16 protein-coding genes are annotated in these 18526 nt (G+C 66.0%); 11 read left to right on the plus strand and 5 right to left on the minus strand.

Annotation, left to right across the window (positions count from 1 at the left end):
• Positions 1-1188 (minus strand): glutamine-hydrolyzing carbamoyl-phosphate synthase small subunit, encoded by a 1188-nt coding sequence (gene carA / locus SGRAN_RS15810; protein WP_067185255.1) that lies wholly within the window; start codon positions 1186-1188, stop codon positions 1-3.
• Positions 1189-1320: 132 nt separating this feature from the next.
• Here carA and SGRAN_RS15815 point away from each other — a divergent pair, with 132 nt between their 5' ends.
• From SGRAN_RS15815 to SGRAN_RS15845, 7 genes are all read left to right on the plus strand, one after another.
• On the plus strand, positions 1321-1773 hold the full coding sequence (locus SGRAN_RS15815) for a GatB/YqeY domain-containing protein (RefSeq protein ID WP_067185257.1): 453 nt from the start codon (positions 1321-1323) through the stop codon (positions 1771-1773).
• A gap of 119 nt (positions 1774-1892) precedes the next feature.
• Complete coding sequence (locus SGRAN_RS15820; RefSeq protein ID WP_067185259.1) at positions 1893-2252, plus strand: GIY-YIG nuclease family protein; 360 nt, start codon at positions 1893-1895, stop codon at positions 2250-2252.
• Positions 2252-4147, plus strand: coding sequence for a DNA primase (gene dnaG / locus SGRAN_RS15825; protein WP_067185262.1), 1896 nt, complete (start codon positions 2252-2254; stop codon positions 4145-4147). The genes SGRAN_RS15820 and dnaG overlap by 1 nt, the downstream gene beginning before the upstream one ends.
• Positions 4148-4177: 30 nt before the next feature.
• Entirely contained in the window at positions 4178-6184 is a 2007-nt protein-coding gene (rpoD, locus tag SGRAN_RS15830; RefSeq protein WP_067185264.1) for an RNA polymerase sigma factor RpoD, read from the plus strand.
• Positions 6185-7031: 847 nt separating this feature from the next.
• Complete coding sequence (locus SGRAN_RS23055; protein ID WP_237233539.1) at positions 7032-7433, plus strand: PspC domain-containing protein; 402 nt, start codon at positions 7032-7034, stop codon at positions 7431-7433.
• 257 nt (positions 7434-7690) lie between these two features.
• Positions 7691-8362, plus strand: a complete 672-nt coding sequence (locus tag SGRAN_RS15840; RefSeq protein ID WP_067185270.1) for a DUF6975 family protein — start codon at positions 7691-7693, stop codon at positions 8360-8362.
• Positions 8363-8566: 204 nt separating this feature from the next.
• Complete coding sequence (locus tag SGRAN_RS15845) at positions 8567-9412, plus strand: AAA family ATPase (protein WP_067185272.1); 846 nt, start codon at positions 8567-8569, stop codon at positions 9410-9412.
• A gap of 33 nt (positions 9413-9445) precedes the next feature.
• On the opposite strand, the gene SGRAN_RS15850 is transcribed toward SGRAN_RS15845, so the two are convergent.
• Positions 9446-10843, minus strand: coding sequence for a methyl-accepting chemotaxis protein (locus tag SGRAN_RS15850; RefSeq protein ID WP_067185274.1), 1398 nt, complete (start codon positions 10841-10843; stop codon positions 9446-9448).
• Positions 10844-11154: 311 nt separating this feature from the next.
• Here SGRAN_RS15850 and SGRAN_RS15855 point away from each other — a divergent pair, with 311 nt between their 5' ends.
• From SGRAN_RS15855 to SGRAN_RS15865, 3 genes are all read left to right on the plus strand, one after another.
• Positions 11155-12333 carry a vWA domain-containing protein gene (locus SGRAN_RS15855; RefSeq protein ID WP_067105420.1) on the plus strand — a complete coding sequence of 393 codons (1179 nt, stop codon included), beginning with the start codon at positions 11155-11157 and terminating at the stop codon, positions 12331-12333.
• Between the two features lie 169 nt (positions 12334-12502).
• Positions 12503-13309: a lipid II flippase Amj family protein gene (locus tag SGRAN_RS15860; protein WP_067185277.1), complete on the plus strand. Its 807-nt coding sequence runs from the start codon at positions 12503-12505 to the stop codon at positions 13307-13309.
• The gene (locus tag SGRAN_RS15865) at positions 13302-14156 is read left to right on the plus strand and encodes a DUF817 domain-containing protein (protein WP_067185279.1); all 855 of its coding nucleotides are present in this window, start codon (positions 13302-13304) and stop codon (positions 14154-14156) included. Before SGRAN_RS15860 ends, SGRAN_RS15865 begins: the two co-directional genes overlap by 8 nt.
• Positions 14157-14229: 73 nt before the next feature.
• Here SGRAN_RS15865 and SGRAN_RS15870 read toward each other — a convergent pair whose 3' ends face one another.
• From SGRAN_RS15870 to SGRAN_RS15880, 3 genes are read right to left on the minus strand one after another with little or no spacing between them, the layout of a single operon-like run.
• Entirely contained in the window at positions 14230-15480 is a 1251-nt protein-coding gene (locus SGRAN_RS15870; RefSeq protein ID WP_210434157.1) for a M24 family metallopeptidase, read from the minus strand.
• A 13-nt stretch (positions 15481-15493) separates the two neighbouring features.
• Positions 15494-16699 carry an exo-beta-N-acetylmuramidase NamZ family protein gene (locus tag SGRAN_RS15875; RefSeq protein ID WP_210434158.1) on the minus strand — a complete coding sequence of 402 codons (1206 nt, stop codon included), beginning with the start codon at positions 16697-16699 and terminating at the stop codon, positions 15494-15496.
• Positions 16696-17253 (minus strand): DOMON-like domain-containing protein, encoded by a 558-nt coding sequence (locus SGRAN_RS15880; RefSeq protein ID WP_067185281.1) that lies wholly within the window; start codon positions 17251-17253, stop codon positions 16696-16698. The genes SGRAN_RS15875 and SGRAN_RS15880 overlap by 4 nt, the downstream gene beginning before the upstream one ends.
• 32 nt (positions 17254-17285) lie before the next feature.
• Here SGRAN_RS15880 and tyrS point away from each other — a divergent pair, with 32 nt between their 5' ends.
• The gene (gene tyrS, locus SGRAN_RS15885) at positions 17286-18512 is read left to right on the plus strand and encodes a tyrosine--tRNA ligase (RefSeq protein WP_067185284.1); all 1227 of its coding nucleotides are present in this window, start codon (positions 17286-17288) and stop codon (positions 18510-18512) included.
• Positions 18513-18526: the final 14 nt, after the last annotated feature.

Here is an 18526-nt window from a genome sequence, read left to right on the forward strand (position 1 = left end):
TCAGCTCTCCAACCCACCAACAAACTTCTCGAACAGATAGAAGCTGTCCTGCGGCCCCGGGCTCGCCTCGGGGTGATATTGCACGCTGAACGCATTCTTGCCCGTGATCGCTATGCCGCAGTTCGATCCGTCGAACAGGCTCTTGTGCGTCTCGACCACGCCCGCGGGTAGCGTCGCGGCGTCGACCGCGAAGCCGTGGTTCATGCTGGTGATCTCGACCACGCCGTCTTCCGCGCGCTGCACGGGGTGGTTCGCGCCGCGGTGGCCCTGGTGCATCTTCACCGTCCTGGCGCCGACCGCGATGCCCAGCATCTGGTGGCCGAGGCAGATGCCGAACAGCGGAATGTCGCGGTCGAGCAGCCCGCGAATCACGGGCACCGCATATTCCCCCGTCGCCGCGGGGTCGCCGGGGCCGTTCGACAGGAACACGCCGTCAGGCTTGTGGCTCAGCACCTCGTCCAGCGTCGCGGTCGCGGGAACCACGGTGACGCGCGCGCCGGCCTTCACCAGGTTGCGGAAGATATTGTCCTTCGCGCCATAGTCGATCGCGACGACATGCGGGCGCGCATCACCCCCGGCGCTCGCATAGCCCTGTCCCAGCGCCCACGCGCCGCCGGTCCAGTCGCCCGTGTCCGCGCGGCTGACGCCCTTCGCCAGATCGAGGCCTTCCAGCCCCGGCCAGTTGCGCGCCATGGCGAGCAGTTCGTCAATGTCGAACCGGCCATCGGGGCTGTGTGCGATCACACCGTTCGGCGCGCCCGCGTCGCGGATGCGGCGGGTCAGCGCGCGGGTGTCGATCCCCGCCAGCCCGATCACGCCCTGTTCGGCCATCCATTCGGGCAGCGTCTGGATACTGCGGAAATTGCTGGGCGCCGTCGGCAGCTCGCGCGTGATGCAGCCGACCGCACCATGGACGCCGCGCTCCATATCCTCCGGGTTCGCGCCGACGTTGCCGATGTGCGGAAAGGTGAAGGTGACGATCTGCCCGGCATAGCTCGGGTCGGTCAGTATCTCCTGATACCCCGTCATCGCGGTGTTGAAGCAGACTTCGCCCACCGCCCCCCCGGCGGCGCCGTATCCGACGCCCCACAGCAGCGTGCCGTCGGCGAGGACGAGCACGCCGGTAGCGCCGGCGGGCTGTTTTGCGGGCGCGACTTCAGGCGCGGCGGACGGGGTGGCTGGTGCCATCGAGCATGCTCCGGTGGGAAGGCTAAACGGCCGATCACCTATGCGCCAAAAAAGTGATTCACAAGCTATCGGATTATGAATCTTCCCGCTAAGGGTGCTCCTTTCCGAAATGGCAGCGCAAGAGGACACGCAATGATTCGCGAGGACATCAAGGCTGCGCAGGTTGCCGCGATGAAGGCCGGCGACAAGGCGCGTCTGGGCACCATCCGGCTGATGCTGGCCAAGATCAAGGACCGCGATATCGAGCTTCGTACCGGCACCCCGCCGGCCGACGACGACGTGCTGGTCGTCGACGTGCTGCAGAAGATGGTCAAGCAGCGGCGCGAATCGATCGCGATGTACGAACAGGGCGGCCGCCAGGAACTCGCCGACGCCGAAGCGGCCGAGGTCGCGGTGATCGAGGATTTCCTGCCCGCACAGCTGGGCGAGGACGAAGCCAGGGCCGCGATCGCGGCGATCGTCGCCGAACTCGGCGCGACGAGCGTCAAGGACATGGGCAAGGTCATGGCCGCGGTGAAGGACCGCCACGGCAGCCAGCTCGACATGAGCAAGGCGAGCGGGTGGGTGAAGGCGGCGCTGGGCTGATAGCGGATAAAACCGCCTTCCCACTTCCGTTCGTGTCGAGCGAAGTCGAGACACCCATCTATCGCGCACGCCTTCGGGGTGTCTCGACTTCGCTCGACACGAACGGGTAGAGAGCGGGAATGGCGTTCTGGTCCTACATCCTGCTTTGTGCCGATGGGCGATACTATACCGGGCATACGGATGAGTTGGAGCGCCAGATCGCGCAGCACCAGTCGGGGGAGATCGAAGGCTTTACGTCGTCACGATTGCCGGTTCGGCTGATGTGGTCGCAGGACTTCCCGACGCGGACAGAGGCCCTGGAGACCGAGTTGCGGATCAAGAAATGGTCACGCGCCAAGAAGGAAGCGCTGATCCGCGGGGATTGGGCAGCCATCAGCCATTTCGCCAAACCGCCCAAAGAGCGCTCCACCGCCCCCTCTTCCGTTCGTGTCGAGCGAAGTCGAGACACAAACGGCAATGAATCCGAGGGTCTGTCCTGATGGCCCTCACCCCGCAATGGCTCGACGAACTGCGCTCGCGCGTCACGCTGTCCACGCTGATCGGGCGGACGGTGAAGATCACGCGCGCGGGGCGCGAGTACAAGGCCTGCTGCCCTTTCCATAACGAAAAGACGCCCAGCTTCACGATCAACGACGAAAAGGGCTTCTATCACTGCTTCGGCTGCGGCGCGCACGGCGACGCTATCCGCTGGATGACCGACCAGCGCGGCCTGTCGTTCATGGACGCGGTCAAGGAACTCGCCGCCGAAGCGGGCATGGAGGTCCCCGCCCCCGACCCGCGCGCCGCGAAGAAGGCCGAGGCGCAGGCCAGCCTGCGCGACGTCGTGCAAGCCGCCGCCGACTGGTTTGCGCAGCAGCTCGGCAGCGGCAACGGCGCCCCGGCGCGCGATTATCTGGCGAAGCGCGGCATTTCGGAGGCGACCCGCGACGCCTTCGGTTTCGGCCTCGCCCCCGACAGCCGCAGCGCGCTGAAGGAGGCGCTGAAGACATTCCCCACCGCGATGCTCGTCGAATCCGGGATGTTGATTTCGCCAAAGGAACATGGCTCCGACAAGGACCCTTACGACCGTTTCCGCGGCCGGCTGATGATCCCGATCCGCGACGCGCGCGGGCGGGTGATCGCGTTCGGCGGGCGCATCCTGGGCGACGGCGAGCCCAAATATCTGAACTCGCCCGACACGCCGCTGTTCGACAAGGGGCGCACCCTGTTCAACCTCGACAAGGCGAGCCCGGCATCGCGCCGCACCGACCGCGTCATCGTCGTCGAGGGCTATATGGACGTGATCGCGCTCGCAGAGGCGGGAATCGCCGACGCGGTCGCGCCGCTCGGCACCGCGCTCACCGAAAGCCAGCTCGGCCTGCTGTGGCGGATGGTGCCGGTGCCGCTGCTCTGCTTCGACGGCGACGCGGCGGGACAGAAGGCGGCGATGCGCGCCGCGACGCGCGCGCTGCCGCTGCTCCGTCCCGGCTTCAGCCTCGCCTTCGCGACCCTGCCCGCCGGGCAGGACCCCGACGACCTCGTCCGCGCGAAGGGCGCCGAAGGCTTCGCCGGCGTGCTCGACGACGCCCAGCCGCTCGTCGAACGGCTGTGGACGCACGAGGTCGCGGCGGCGGCGCTGAACACGCCCGAGGAGCGCGCCGCGCTCAAGACGCGGCTGCTGAACCACGCCGACGCGATCCAGGACCCCGACGTGCGCCACCATTATCGCGAGGCCTTTCGCGAGCGGCTCGACACGCTGTTCGCGCGCGCGCGGCCCGAACGCGGCCCGCGCGTCCCGTGGGCGCCGCAGGGGCCGCGCGGCGGCGGGCGGCGCTTTCAGCCCGACCCGCGGCTGCAGCCGCCCGCCGACGAGACGCGGTCGATCGGACAGGCGGGAATCGCCGCCCCGCTCGCGGCGGCGCTGATCGGCGGATTGCTGCGCTATCCCGAGGTGTTGCGCCGCCACGAGGAGGCGCTGGCGCGACTCCCGGTGCCCGATTCCGCCGACGCCGAACTGCTCGGCCTGATGCTTGACATCGCGATGCGCGAAGAAGGGCTTGATACCGAGGGGTTGCTTGCCATATTGGAGCCGATGAAAGTGTATAATAGGGCGATGGCATTGCTCAGAGCCGACCGAATGCACTTCTCGTTCAATCGACGGCTGGAAGGCGATGAAGGGGTTGCCAAGGCGCGGGAAACCGCGCTGCGCGACCTTGACGAATATATCGGCGTGCTGGTGACGCAGCCCGAAATCCGTGCCCGGCTGGCCGAGGCGACCGCGGATTTCCAGCGGACGATGGACGACGAAGGCTTGGCGCGGCAGCAGAAACTGCGCGCGATGGACGAGGAACTGACCCGCAGGCTGGCCGCGCTGTCCGACAGCAGCCAGCTCTGACTATTTGATGCCCCAAGGCAGGAACAACGCATGGCAACGAAGAATACCGCCGAAACCGACGCTCCGCTGATCGACCTCAACGAGGCCGACGTCAAGAAGCTGATCGCGCGCGGCAAGAAGCGCGGCTACCTGACCTACGACGAGCTCAACGAGGCGCTGCCGCAGGACCAGATGTCGTCCGAGCAGATCGAGGACATCATGTCGGCGATTTCCGACATGGGCATCAACATCGTCGAAAGCGACGAGGATGTGCAGGAGGAAGCCGAGCAGGAGGCCGACGACGACATCGACGTCGCCGCCAATTCGGGTTCGGTGTCCGCGCCCGCGGTCGAGAAGAAGAAGGAAACGGTCGACCGCACCGACGACCCGGTGCGCATGTATCTGCGCGAGATGGGCGCGGTCGAACTGCTGAGCCGCGAGGGCGAGATCGCGATCGCCAAGCGCATCGAGGCGGGCCGCGACACGATGATCCTCGGCCTGTGCGAAAGCCCGCTGACCTTCAACGCGATCATCGAATGGTCGAACGCGCTCAACAACGGCGACATGCAGCTTCGCGAGATCGTCGACCTCGAAGCGATGCTGACCAAGGATCCCGCGCCCGAGAATCTCGAGGACGAGGAAGAGGTCGACGGCGAGATCAGCGAGAAGAACGCCGGCGTCTCGTTCAAGGACGAGGACGAGGTCGAGGAGGAGCCCGAGGCCGACGGCGACGACGAAGAGGGCGGCGCAGCCAAGAAGCGCGAGAATTACGACGACGACGACGAGGACAATACGCTGAGTCTCGCCGCGATGGAGGAATTGCTCAAGCCCGACGCGCTCGAGAAGTTCGCGGCGATCACCAAGAGCTTCAAGGCGTTTCAGAAGTTGCAGGAAGCGCGGCTCGACGCGCTGTCGGCGGGCGGCGACTTCCCGGCGGCGTCGGAGAAGAAATATCACAAGCTGCGCGAGGAACTGACCGCGCAGGTCGAAAGCGTGCAGTTCCACGGCACCAAGATCGAATATCTGGTCGACCAGCTCTACAGCTACAACCGGCGCCTGACCGCGCTCGGCGGCCAGATGCTGCGCCTGGCCGAGCGCCACAAAGTGGCGCGCAAGTCGTTCCTCGACCATTATGTCGGGCGCGAGCTCGAGGAGAATTGGCTCGACGAGGTCGGCAAGCTCGACAAGAAATGGGCCGCCTTCGCCGAGAATGAGGCGGTCGCGGTCGATCGCATCCGCACCGAGATTTCAGAGATCGCGCAGGCGGCGGGGATGAGCCTCGTCGAATTCCGCCGCGTCGTGAACATGGTCCAGAAGGGCGAGCGCGAGGCGCGCATCGCCAAGAAGGAAATGGTCGAGGCCAACCTGCGCCTCGTCATCTCGATCGCCAAGAAATACACCAACCGCGGGTTGCAGTTCCTCGACCTGATCCAGGAAGGCAACATCGGGCTGATGAAGGCGGTCGACAAGTTCGAATATCGCCGCGGCTACAAGTTCAGCACCTATGCGACCTGGTGGATCCGCCAGGCGATCACCCGCAGCATCGCCGACCAGGCGCGCACGATCCGCATCCCGGTCCACATGATCGAGACGATCAACAAGCTGGTGCGGTGCAGCCGCCAGTTCCTGCACGAAAGCGGCCGCGAGCCGACGCCGGAGGAAATGGCCGAACGGCTGTCGATGCCGCTCGAAAAGGTCCGCAAGGTGATGAAGATCGCCAAGGAGCCGATCAGCCTCGAAACGCCGATCGGCGACGAGGAGGATTCGCACCTCGGCGATTTCATCGAGGACAAGAACGCCGTGATCCCGGTCGACGCCGCGGTGCAGTCGAACCTCAAGGAAACGGTCACGCGAGTCCTGGCTTCGCTGACCCCGCGTGAGGAGCGGGTTCTGCGCATGCGCTTCGGCATCGGCATGAACACCGACCACACGCTGGAGGAGGTCGGCCAGCAGTTCAGCGTCACCCGCGAACGCATCCGCCAGATCGAGGCAAAGGCGCTGCGCAAGCTCAAGCACCCGTCGCGCAGCCGCAAGATGCGCAGCTTCCTCGACCAGTAAGCGCGCGCGTTCCGGCGCGGCGCCCGGGCTGAACCGCCCAAGCCCTCTCCTCTTCAGGGGGTGACACATCATATCGTGTCCCCGCGCAGCCGGGGACTCAGAGCGGCCCGACGCCATCTTGGCGCTATTCGCTCTGGGTCCCCGCCTGCGCGGGAGCACTCGGCTGCTCGATCCGGACCCGAATTCGGATGCCCCCTCCCGCGTCGTTGCGAGCGGAGCGAAGCAACCCAGGGCGGTTACCGCCCGCTCCGGATCGCCGTGCGACTTCGCCGCCCGCAATGACGATTCCGTCCGATGTCATCATGGTCTATGACCTGTGGGGATTCGGCGTTCGGCGCGCTGCCTCATCCGTTCGTCATGCTGAACTCGTTTCAGCATCCATGGCCGGACCTTCCCTTTTGTGCCACCTTTCATTCGAGCGCAGACCATGGCCCCCCGGATCGGGTCCGGGGCAGGCTCTGAAACAAGTTGGCCATTATCCCTTTTCGACAAGGAACTGTTCCCCGGCGAAAGCCGGGGTCCAGATGGCACAGCGCTACCTCGCATGGACCGCGGCTTTCGCCAGGGAACGCTTCCTTGCCGGAAACGGACGATTCCCGCACCATTCAAAGATGGCCATTGGCGGAAAGCGTCCGGCAGACCCGAATCCCCACGCGGCATAAAGTTCCGCCCCACCGCCATGCTGCACCGCACAAATATTTTGCCGCCACGGTCTTCAAATCTTCATCTTCGCGCCCCAGATAGCGACCCGCCGGATGGATCAGGCTTCATTCGCCATTCATTCTGCGCCCATCAAATGGCGATCCTTCCCATTCGATGGGAATCGATTCATCGAAAAAGGCACCGGATGGCGCATACCCGCCCGAAAACGCCTGAAAATGGAGAGAAAGCCCGAATTGGCACGCCCGTTGCTTTGGAACGGGCATGGATGGGGAACGGCCCACCGCCAGGACGAAAGACGAACAAGATGGAACAGGAAACCACCAATCTCTTCCGCCGCCGCGATACCTTCTTCGGCATCTGCGAGGCCGTGGGCCAGGACTTCGGCTTCAACCCGCTGTACCTGCGGCTCGCCTTCATCGCGCCGCTCTTCTTCTTCCCCGTGCAGACCTTTGCCGCCTATTTCGCGCTGGGGGCGATCGTGCTCGCCTCGCGCCTGATCTTCCCCGCCAGGACCGCGCCCGCGGCGACAGAGGCGGAAATGGAAACGCGCGCGCCGCAAACCGACGAGATGGCCCTCGCGGCCTGAGGGTTTGCGGGGCGGGGCCGCCCCTCTCTGGCCCCGCCCCGCTTCCCCGATCCCGCGGCGTTCCACTGGCGCCGCGGTCCCTGGGGACCGGCAGTTCCCTTGCCTGCCGGTCCCCTTGATTCTGTCCCGTGCGGGGACAGGCGCGCGGCACTTTGCCGGCGCCTCATAAACGCGACGTTTACGACGATGCTCTAGGACTGGCCTTCGCATATCCAACGGCGCGACCCCGACCATCGCGCCCCAGAGAGGATGAGACGTTGAGCCAGTCGCCCCAGCAAAAGCTGCCGACGCGCGGTATCGCCGAACTGCTCGATTCGCTGGTCGCGAGCGAGGGAACGGGCGCGCATCCGCATGTCCGGTCCGGCCGCCTCAGCCAGGGCGGCGACGCGATGCGCAACCTGGCCGATGCGGTCCATTTCCTGTGCCTGCTTCACGGGCGCCATCCCGGGGTGGTCGACAGCGCGGCGCGCAAGGCGGTCGATCCGGCATCGCGCGCCTGGATGGAGGAGGCCGCGCAGGCCTTCGCCGACGAGCGCGCCTTCCTGTCGCGGATCGCCGCCGCCGCCGGCCCGGTGCCGAGCACGCCGGGGCAGGACCAGTGCGAGGCCGCCGTCGCGGCCCAGTGCAAGGCGCTCGATATGCTCGCCGAATCGGACCGCCACGGCTGCGCGGTCGGCGCCGCGATCGCGCTGGCACTCGACTGGCGCACGATCCGCGTTCTCCTCGACATCAGCGCACAGCGGCTCGACCTGTCGCCGCCACGCTGCGCGCTGCCCGACCTGCCGGGCACCGCGCGCCTCGCGGGCGCGATCGCCCAGACCCCGGCGATAGAGCGCGCGCTCACCTTCGGCGCCCAGCAGCTGCTCGCGCAGCATAGCGGGCTGTGGGACCTGCTCGCCGCCCGCGCCGCCGCGCGCACGCATTCCTGAAACGGGAAATCCGGACTCGTCATTGCTAGCGGCAAAGCGGGGCAACCCAACGCCCCTCATGCCACTGCAAAGGCCGGGGCCACCGGCAGCCGCGCACGGCATCGCCGCATGGCCGGGCGGCGACGTGCCTGCTTGCACCCCTCCCCCGCCCCCGCTATGCCCAACGCGAGTTGACGTTCACGTTAAGGGAAAGGCAGCGAGCCGATGCGTTTCGAAGGTACCAGCGCCTATATCGCGACCCAGGATCTGAAGATCGCGGTCAACGCCGCGACGATGCTGCGCCGCCCGCTGCTCGTGAAGGGCGAGCCGGGCACCGGCAAGACCGTGCTCGCGGAAGAGATCGCCAAGGCCTTCGACGCCCCGCTCATCACCTGGAACGTCAAGTCGACGACAAAGGCGCAGCAGGGCCTCTACGAATATGACGCGGTCGCGCGCCTGCGCGACGGCCAGCTCGGCGAAGAGCGCGTCCACGACATCCGCAACTATATCCGCAAGGGCAAATTGTGGGAGGCCTTCACCAGCCCCAAATTGCCCGTGCTGCTGATCGACGAGATCGACAAAGCCGACATCGAATTTCCGAATGACCTGCTCCAGGAACTCGATCGCATGGCCTTCCACGTCTACGAGACCGACGAGACGATCACCGCTCGGGAACGCCCGATCGTCGTCATCACCTCGAACAACGAGAAGGAACTGCCCGACGCCTTCCTGCGCCGCTGCTTCTTCCACTACATCAAATTCCCCGACCGCGACACGATGGCGGAGATCGTCGAGGTCCACTTCCCCGGCATCCAGAAGACGCTGGTCAGCCGCGCGATGGACATCTTCTACGACGTGCGCGACGTGCCGGGGCTCAAGAAAAAGCCGTCGACGAGCGAACTCATCGACTGGCTCAAGCTGCTGCTGGCCGAGGACATGCCGCTGGAGGTCCTGCAGAACCGCGACGTCGGCAAGGCGATCCCGCCGCTGCACGGTGCGCTGCTCAAGAACGAGCAGGACGTGATGCTGTTCGAAAAGCTCGCCTTCATGGCACGGCGGCAGGGTAGCTGAACGTCATTCCGGCGAAAGCCGGGATAACGAAATCTACAGCTGATAGGCGACCTCGACGTCACCCCAGCGGCGCCCGCCGATCACCACCGGCATATAGACGTTGCGCACGGTCACATAATTGGTGCCGTCGCCCTCCTGCCGATAGACCGCCATGAAGAAGGGCGCGTCGCTGCGCTTCGCCGCGGCGTCGATCGCGTCGAGCAGGATGCGCCCGTTGCGGCAGTGCGCGGTGTCATGTTCGAGGTCGCCGGTCGGCGCGCGCGAACAGTCGCTGATGTGCGTCGGCAGAAATCCGTTCATGTCGCCCGCCGACGACATCTTCACCTCGGGATGCTCGGCGACGATGCGGTCGAACAGCGGCCGCCAGTTGGCGTCGGCCCAGTCGCTCAGCGTCGTGCGAAAGCGTTCGGGATTGGAATGCGGCACCCGCACATAGTCGGTGTCGAAAAGCTGCTCCATCGTCAGCGTCCCGGCCACCAGCCCGCGTTCGGCGATGGCGACGAATTCGTCGCGCACCCGCGCCGCCAGCTCGACCACCGCCGAATCGCGGGGGGACACGCCGGCCGATATCACCGCGTTGAACATGCGGTTCGACACCTGCTCCATCGTCAGGATCGAATCGCGCGTCGCGCCCAGCGTTGCGCCATTCTCGCGCACCGACGCGACGACGCCGTCGAGCGCCTCGCGCACCTTGGCGCCGTTGGCATGCACCATCGCGCTCGACTGTGCGATGCGGTCGCTCTGATCGTCGAGTAGCGCGACGAGATGCGTCGCGTCGTGCAGCGCGTCGGTGATCGTCTCGAACTGTGCCTCGGCGCGGCTCGACTGTTCGACCCCCGACTGGATTTCGGCGACGAGCCCGCCCGCCTCGGCCGCGAGGCTGCCGATCGAGCGGCGGATCTCGTCGGTCGCGCCGCGCGTGTTCTGCGCCAGCTTCTTCACCTCGGCGGCGACGACCGCGAAGGTACGCCCGGCATCGCCCGCGCGCTCGGCCTCGATCGCCGCGTTGAGCGCGAGCATGTTGGTGGTCTTGGCGATCGATTCGATCGACTGGCTGACCTGCTGGACCTGTTCCATCACCGCCGCGAAATTGGTGACATGCGTGCCGAGCCGCGCGACGAGGTCGATCACGGCGCGAAACTCGGTCACCGCCGAATTGACTCGTTCTGCCCCGGCATCGAGCTGTTCGCACGCCCGCGCCGACAGCAGCTTCGCCTCGTCGGTCGAATCGGCGATCTGGCGCTGATCGGCCTCGAGGCTGACGACATATTGTTCGAGCCGGCCCAGTTCGGCGATCTGGCGATCCATCTGGTCGGTGGTGCGCTTGATGCGCCCGGCCGCTTCGCTGCATCCGACGGCCAGCTCGCCGCAATCGCTCGCGACCGACTGGTCGAGGATCGGCCGGGCCGGATTGATCGGATCGAATTTCATTGCGCACTCACGTCCCTGAATGATCGCGCAACCATGCCGGACATTGGTTAACGCGGCGTCAATGGATCGGAAGCGGAACGACCGCGAACATCGGGTTCGGGCATCCGCGACCTCCTTGAAGCCACAAGAGTCTCGATCTCGCACCCGACATGCGGGGCTATTGTGGCTTCAAGCGGCCGCCCTTCCAACGCACCGCCGCGCATCGCGCGTGAAGTTGCGCGGTTTTCCGCCGCTTTCCTTCGACGCCTGCCCTTGCTTTCCGTAAACGTAAAGTGATTGCGCCCGCCGCCCCGACAGGATAGTCCTGCCCCATGTTTTTCGGCTTTCTCGACGAGCTTCGCGCCGCGGGCATTCCCGCCAGCCTGAAAGAGCATCTGCTGCTGCTGGAGGCGCTCGACCGCGAGGTGATCGACCGCACCCCCGAGCAATTCTATTATCTCTCGCGCGCCATCTACGTGAAGGACGAGGGGCTGCTCGACCGCTTCGACCAGGTGTTCAACAAGGTCTTCAAGGGCCTGCTCACCGATTACGGCCAGACCCCCGTCGACGTTCCCGAGGACTGGCTGAAGGCGGTCGCCGAGAAATATCTGACGCCCGAGGAGATGGAGGCGATCAAGTCGCTCGGCTCGTGGGACGAGATCATGGAGACGCTGAAGAAGCGGCTCGAGGAACAGCAGAAGCGCCACCAGGGCGGCAACAAGTGGATCGGCACCGGCGGCACGTCGCCCTATGGCAATTCGGGCTACAATCCGGAGGGTGTGCGGATCGGCGGCGAGAGCAAGCACAAGCGCGCGCTGAAGGTCTGGGAAAAGCGCGAGTTCCAGAATCTCGACAACACCAAGGAACTCGGCACCCGCAACATCAAGATCGCGCTGCGCCGCCTGCGCAAATTCGCGCGCGAGGGCGCGGCGGACGAGCTCGACATTCCGGGCACGATCGACGGCACCGCGCGGCAGGGCTGGCTCGACATCAAGATGCGGCCGGAGCGGCGCAACGCGGTCAAGCTGCTGCTGTTCCTCGACATCGGCGGGTCGATGGACCCGTTCATCAAGCTGTGCGAGGAATTGTTCAGCGCGGCGACGAGCGAATTCAAGAATCTCGAATTCTTCTATTTCCACAACTGCCCCTATGAGGGCGTGTGGAAGGACAACAAGCGTCGCTGGTCCGAACGCACCCAGATGTGGGACATCCTCCACAAATACGGCCACGACTACAAGCTGGTGTTCGTCGGCGACGCGTCGATGAGCGCCTATGAAATCAGCCATCCGGGCGGCAGCGTCGAACATTTCAACGAGGAAGCCGGCGCGGTGTGGCTGCAGCGGATGACGAACGTCTATCCCGCCGCGGTGTGGCTGAACCCGGTGCCCGAGGCGCACTGGGGCTACACCCAGTCGATCAAGATGATCAAGCAGCTGATGAACGACCGCATGTATCCGCTGACGCTGGCCGGCCTCGACGATGCGATGCGCGAGTTGACACGCAAGCATTGACGATGGCGCGCCGCGCGCTAGCAACGTCCATCGAATTCTTCGCTTCCCTTTCGTCCGTTCGTGCTGAGCCTGTCGAAGCACCGTTCTTTCTTTGACGCTCGAAGAAGACCGGCCCTTCGACAAGCTCAGGGCGAACGGCAGAGGGCACAGCCATCGGAAAGAGCCGTCGATGCTCGACCTCCCCCTCGTCGTCATCCTCCTGCTCACCGGTTTCATCAACCTGATCGGCGCGCTCGCCTATGCGGCGCGGATCGCGGGGGTGCGGACGGGGCGGATCGCCATGTCCTTCGCGCTGTTCAACATCCTCCTGCTCTTCTCGCGAACCTCGAACAGCTTTCTGGGACCCTTCCTCGCCAAGCGGATCGAGACGCGCATCCACGACGGCACCGGCGCGTCGCTCTTCCTCGACATGCAGTTCGTTCTCGCCGCGGCGAGCATCGCGACGCTGGCCGGCATCCTGCTCGTCCCCACCGGTCAGCGCCTGTTCGCTGCGGCGATCGGCTGGTATCAGGACAATCGCTCGACGACGAAGCTCGCGCTCAAGGCCGCCAGTCCCGCCGGGCTGCGCACGCTCCGCCGGTCGCTCCGCTTTCCGAGCCTTGTGCATCTCAAGGGCTGGCACATGCCGCAGGGGATCGGCTGGGGCGTACTGATCGCCAATTGCCTCGCGCAGTCGCTGCTCGCCGTCGGCGTCGTCGCCTCGCTTTATGCCGGCTATCTCGCCCCCGAATTTCGCGTCACGGCCTCGCAACTGTCGGCGCTGATCAACGGTTTCGCGACGATCCTGCTTTTCGCCTTCATCGACCCGCAGCTTTCGGTGATGACCGACGACGCCGTCGAGGGCAGCGTCGGAGAGGCCGACTTCCGCCGCGCCATCGCGCTCATCTCGCTCAGCCGGCTGGCGGGAACGGTGCTGGCACAGGCGCTGCTGCTGCCCGCCGCGCTGCTGATCGCGCTCGTCGCCGTCCATGTCTGAACCGCGCCGCGCGCACAGCCGTTTCCACCAGGTCCGCCTCCGCCTCGAGGCGATGGCGGTCGTGCCGGGGCCGCGCGGCTGGTTCCTCGAATTCCTCGTCTTCGGTTTCAAGCAGGGCTGGGCCTGTCTGTTCGGCGGCCTGATGCTGGCGCTGCTGCTCGGCACGCATCTGTTCTGGCCCGAAGGCGTGCCGGTTCACCGTTATGACGCAATCACCGTCGGTGCGGTGCTGATTCAGCTCTCGATGCTCACCTTCCGGCTCGAAACGCCGCGCGAGGCCGTGGTCATCCTGCTCTTCCACATCGTCGGCACGGTAATGGAATTGTTCAAGACCGCCGCCGGTTCGTGGCAATATCCCGAAGCGAGCCTGCTCCATATCGGCGCGGTGCCGCTCTTCTCGGGCTTCATGTATGCGGCGGTCGGCAGCTATATCGCGCGCGTCTGGCGCATCTTCGATTTCCGCTACACGCGCTATCCGCCCGCAGGGGCGACATGGGCGCTCGCCGCGGCGATCTACGTCAATTTCTTCGCGCACCATTGGCTGCCCGACATCCGCTGGCTGCTGTTCGCGGCGACCGGATTGCTCTTCTGGCGCTGTCAGGTGTGGTTCCGCCCGCTGCACGTCCATCGCCGCATGCCGCTGCTCGTCGGCTGGGGTCTCGTCGCGCTCTTCATCTGGTTCGCCGAGAATATCGGCACCTTCGCACGCGCCTGGACCTATCCCAGCCAGAAGGACGGCTGGCACATGGTCGGAGTCGAAAAGCTGGGGAGCTGGTACCTGCTGATGATCATCAGCTTCGTGCTGGTGAGTCTGGTGCAGCGGCCCCAGACGCCCTGCCAGACGTAGCGCGGCTGAATCCTCGGAATAGATAAGCCGGCATCGCTTCCGTGAATGGGAGGCGGATTTAACGCACAATGCCTCAATCGAACGGCCGGTCGATCGAAGGCGGCGGCTCGCTGAACCATTCCGGTCCACTCTCGGTCATGTGGAAGCAATCCTCCAGCCGGATGCCGAACTCGCCGGGGATGTAGATACCCGGCTCGTTCGAGAAGCACATGCCGGCAGCGAGCGGCGTCGTCTCGCCGCGCACCAGATTGACCGGCTCGTGCCCGTCGAGGCCGATGCCGTGCCCGGTGCGGTGCGAGGTGCCGGGCAGCTTGTAGCCGGGGCCATAGCCCAGGCTTTCGTAATAGGCGCGCACCGCATCGTCGACCGCGCCCGCCGGCGCGCCGATCCGCGCGGCGGCGAAGGCGACGTCCTGCCCCTTGCGCATCTGGTCCCACACCTGCCGCTGGCGCGGGCTCGCCTTGCCGAAAACGAAGCTGCGCGAAATGTCGGACTGATAGCCGTGAACGGTCGCGCCGCAGTCCATCAGCACCACCTCGCCCGGCCGCACCGCCTGCGGCTTGCCGCTGCCGTGCGGATAGGCGCTCGCCTCGCCGAGCAGGATCAGGTTGAATTCGCCGCGTCCGCCCAGCGCTTTCGTCGCCGCACCCATGATCGCGTCGATGTCGGCGGGCGTCATCCCCGCCTCGATACGTGGCGCGGTGTGACGATAGGCGGCGATGGTGATGTCGGACGCGAGTCGCATCAGCGCGATTTCGGCCGCCGACTTGATCATGCGGCAACCCCGCACGACGGGCGCACCGTTGACCACCGTAACGTCCGGCATCGCTTTCTGAAGCCCGTCGACCGCGAAGAAGCGCACCGTTTCCTCGACGCCGACACGCCCCTTCGCCAGCCCGCGCTTGCCGAGCCAGTTCGCCACCGCGGCGAGCGGATTCTCGTCCTCGTTCCACGTCAGCACATCGGCCGCGACACCCAGGCTCTCGCGCACCGACGGCTCCTCGAAGAAGGGGGTGACGATCGCCACCTCGCCTTCGCGCGTCAGCACCGCCGCGGTCAGCCGCTCGCTGCGCCACCATTCGACGCCGGTGAAATAGATGAGGCTCGATCCCGGCTCGATCAGCAACGCATGCATGTCGTGCGCCCGCAGCAATCCGGCCGCCTTGGCGATTCGCGCCTTGCGCTCTTCGGCGCCGATCGGCACCGCCGCCGCCGCCAGGTCGGGAAGGCCTGCCGTGTCGGCGGCGATGACGGAAGCGGGCAAAGCCGCCGCCAGTCCGCCGAGCGCCGCGGTGCCCAGAAATTGCCGTCGCTGCATCGTCATTCCCCCTCGCCTTTCAGTAAAGAAGCAGGCCCGCGATCTCCTCGCGCCACGCTGCCTCGTCGGGCAGCGCCAGCGCGTCGAGGTCGCCCGGCATCGCGCCTGCATCATCGACCCATTCGCGCAGCAACGGCGACCCGTTGATCACGTCGATCGCCAGCACGTCGTCGGTATATTCATATCGGAAATCCTTGCCGCGCCAGATCGGATAGTCCGACCACAGCGAACGGATCGCCTTGAACGCCAGCGCCTGCACGCGCCAGGGGCGAAAGGCGGCGGGGTCGTACCACGGCCCGTCGGCATGGATATGCACGCCGCCGCACAGGGCGCCGACATGCTTGTGAAAGGTCGGCTGGAACCAGATATCGCGCAGCTTGCACCCACCCAGCCATTGCGGCGCCAGCCGCCGCATCTCGGCAATTAGCGCGCGCGCGTCGATGTCGGGGGCGCCGAACAGTTCGAGCGGCCGCGTCGTCCCGCGCCCCTCGCTCAGCGTCGCGCCCTCGACCATCACCGTGCCCGCATAGGCGCGCGCCATATTGACGTTGGGCGCATTGGGGCTGGGATTGATCCAGGCGCGCTCCGCGGGCCAGCCGAAGCCTGGGCCATCGGGCTCCCAGCCCTCCAGCCCGATCACGCGATAATCGACGTCGAGCCCGAAATGGCGCACGAACCAATGCCCCATCTCGCCCATCGTCAGCCCGTGCCGCATCGCCATCGGGCCGGCGCCGACGAAGCTTTCCCAACCGCTGCGCAGCAGCGTCCCCTCGACCGGGCGGCCCGCCGGGTTCGGCCGGTCGAGCACCCAGACGGCCTTGCCGTGCGCGGCCGCGGCCTCCAGCACATAGAGCAGCGTCGTGATGAAGGTGTAGATCCGGCAGCCGAGGTCCTGCAGGTCGACCAGCAGCACGTCGAAGGTCTGCATCGACTGGCCGGTCGGCCGCCGCACCTCGCCATAGAGGCTGAAGCAGGGCACGCCATGGACCGGATCGGTGAAGTCGGGCGACTCCATCATATTGTCCTGCAGGTCGCCGCGCACGCCGTGCTGCGGCCCGAACACCGCGCTGATGGTCACCCCCGCCGCGACCAGCGCGTCGAGGCTGTGGACGAGGTCGGCCGTCACCGACGCAGGATGGGCGAGCAGCGCGACGCGCCGCCCCTCGAGCGGCCTGCGCAGCGCGGGGTCGGCGAGCAGGCGATCGATGCCGAACTGGATGGTCATGGCCGTTCGGGTGCCCCAAGCGTCAGGCGAAAGCAATCCGGATGATGGAAGTCGGGTTTCCCCGGCGGATGCGCGAGCGCCCAATAGCTTCGGGTGCCGTCCAGTTCCTCGACGACGGCGGACAGGCCCAGCCGGCTGCCGCGCTCGGGATAGATGCCGGGTTCGACGCGCAGCGCATAGAGCGCATGCCCCCGCTCGCTCGTCATGTCCCAGGGGGCCAGGTCGTCGGATTTGAACAGCGAGCGATAGTCGTCGAACTGATAGCAGGCCCAGCGACCGTCGGGAGCATAGTTGAACTCGGTATAGTCGGGCTGCCCTTCCTCGCTCAGAAAGGCCTCGAAACAGGTGCTTTGCCAAAGGCCGTCGGTCGCGGTATCGGCGATGACGAGTTGTCCGTCGCCCTGCGGCAGCGCCAGCGCGTCGACGTCGCCTTCGATCCCGAAGCGCAGCGCAAAGCCTTCGTCGAAAGACAGCGACACCTCCACCCACACGGCGCGCGCGGCGCGCGCCGGCGTGTCGGGATGACAGATCAGGTCCTTCCGGATGCTATCCAAACCGCAAACCCCATGCTAAGCGCGCCCGCGCTATGACCACCTACAAATCCGACCTGCTACGCCTGCTCGACGAGCGAGGCTATATCCACCAGATGACCGACGCGGAAGGGCTCGACGCCCTCGCGGCGAAGCAGGTCGTCCCGGCCTATATCGGTTTCGACGCGACCGCGCCCTCGCTCCACGTCGGCAGCCTCGTCCAGATCATGATGCTGCGCCGTCTGCAACAGACGGGGCACAAGCCGATCGTGCTGATGGGCGGCGGAACGACACGGATCGGCGACCCGACCGGACGCGACGAGAGCCGCAAGATGCTGTCCGACGCGACGATCGACGCAAACATCGCATCAATCTTCAGCATCTTCCAACAATATCTGACCTTTGGCGACGGTCCGACCGACGCGGTGATGGTCAACAACGCCGACTGGCTCGGCAAGCTCGGCTATATCGAATTGCTGCAAGAGGTCGGCACCCACTTCACGATCAACCGCATGCTGACCTTCGATTCGGTGAAGCTGCGGCTCGAACGCGAACAGCCGATGACCTTCCTCGAATTCAACTACATGATCCTGCAGGGCTATGATTTCCGCTATCTGTCGCGCGAGATGGGCGTGCGGCTCCAGATGGGCGGGTCCGACCAGTGGGGCAACATCGTCAACGGCATGGAACTGGGCCGCCGCATGGACGGCACCGAATTGTTCGGGCTGACGACGCCGCTGCTGACCACCGCCGCGGGCGCGAAGATGGGCAAGACCGCCGCCGGCGCGGTGTGGCTCAATCCCGCGCAATTGTCCCATTTCGACTATTGGCAATATTGGCGCAACTGCGACGACCGCGACGTCGGCCGCTTCCTGCGCCTGTTCACCGACCTGCCGCTGGAGGAGATCGTACGGCTCGAAGCGCTCGAAGGCGCCGACATCAACGAGGCGAAAAAGATATTGGCGAACGAGGCGACCGCGCTGTGCCGCGGCGCCGAAGCGGCAAGGACCGCGGCCGAGACCGCCGCGCAAACCTTTGAAAAAGGGCATATCGGCGGCGATCTGCCGCGCGTCGCGGCCCCGGCGGAGGGAATCGGCATCCTCAATGCGCTACGCGATCTGGGCTTTACCGCATCGAACAAGGAAGCGCGCCGCAAGCTGGAGGAAGGCGCGGTCAAGGTCGACGGTGCGGTGATCCGCGATCCCCATCACCTGATCGTTCCGGGCGAGGTGGAGGTTCCGGTGAGCCTCGGCAGCAAGAAGCACGGGCTGGTGACTCGCTGAACGGGGTTGCGGGG

This window comes from Sphingopyxis granuli, assembly GCF_001559015.1.
GTDB classification, from domain to species: Bacteria; Pseudomonadota; Alphaproteobacteria; order Sphingomonadales; family Sphingomonadaceae; genus Sphingopyxis; species Sphingopyxis granuli.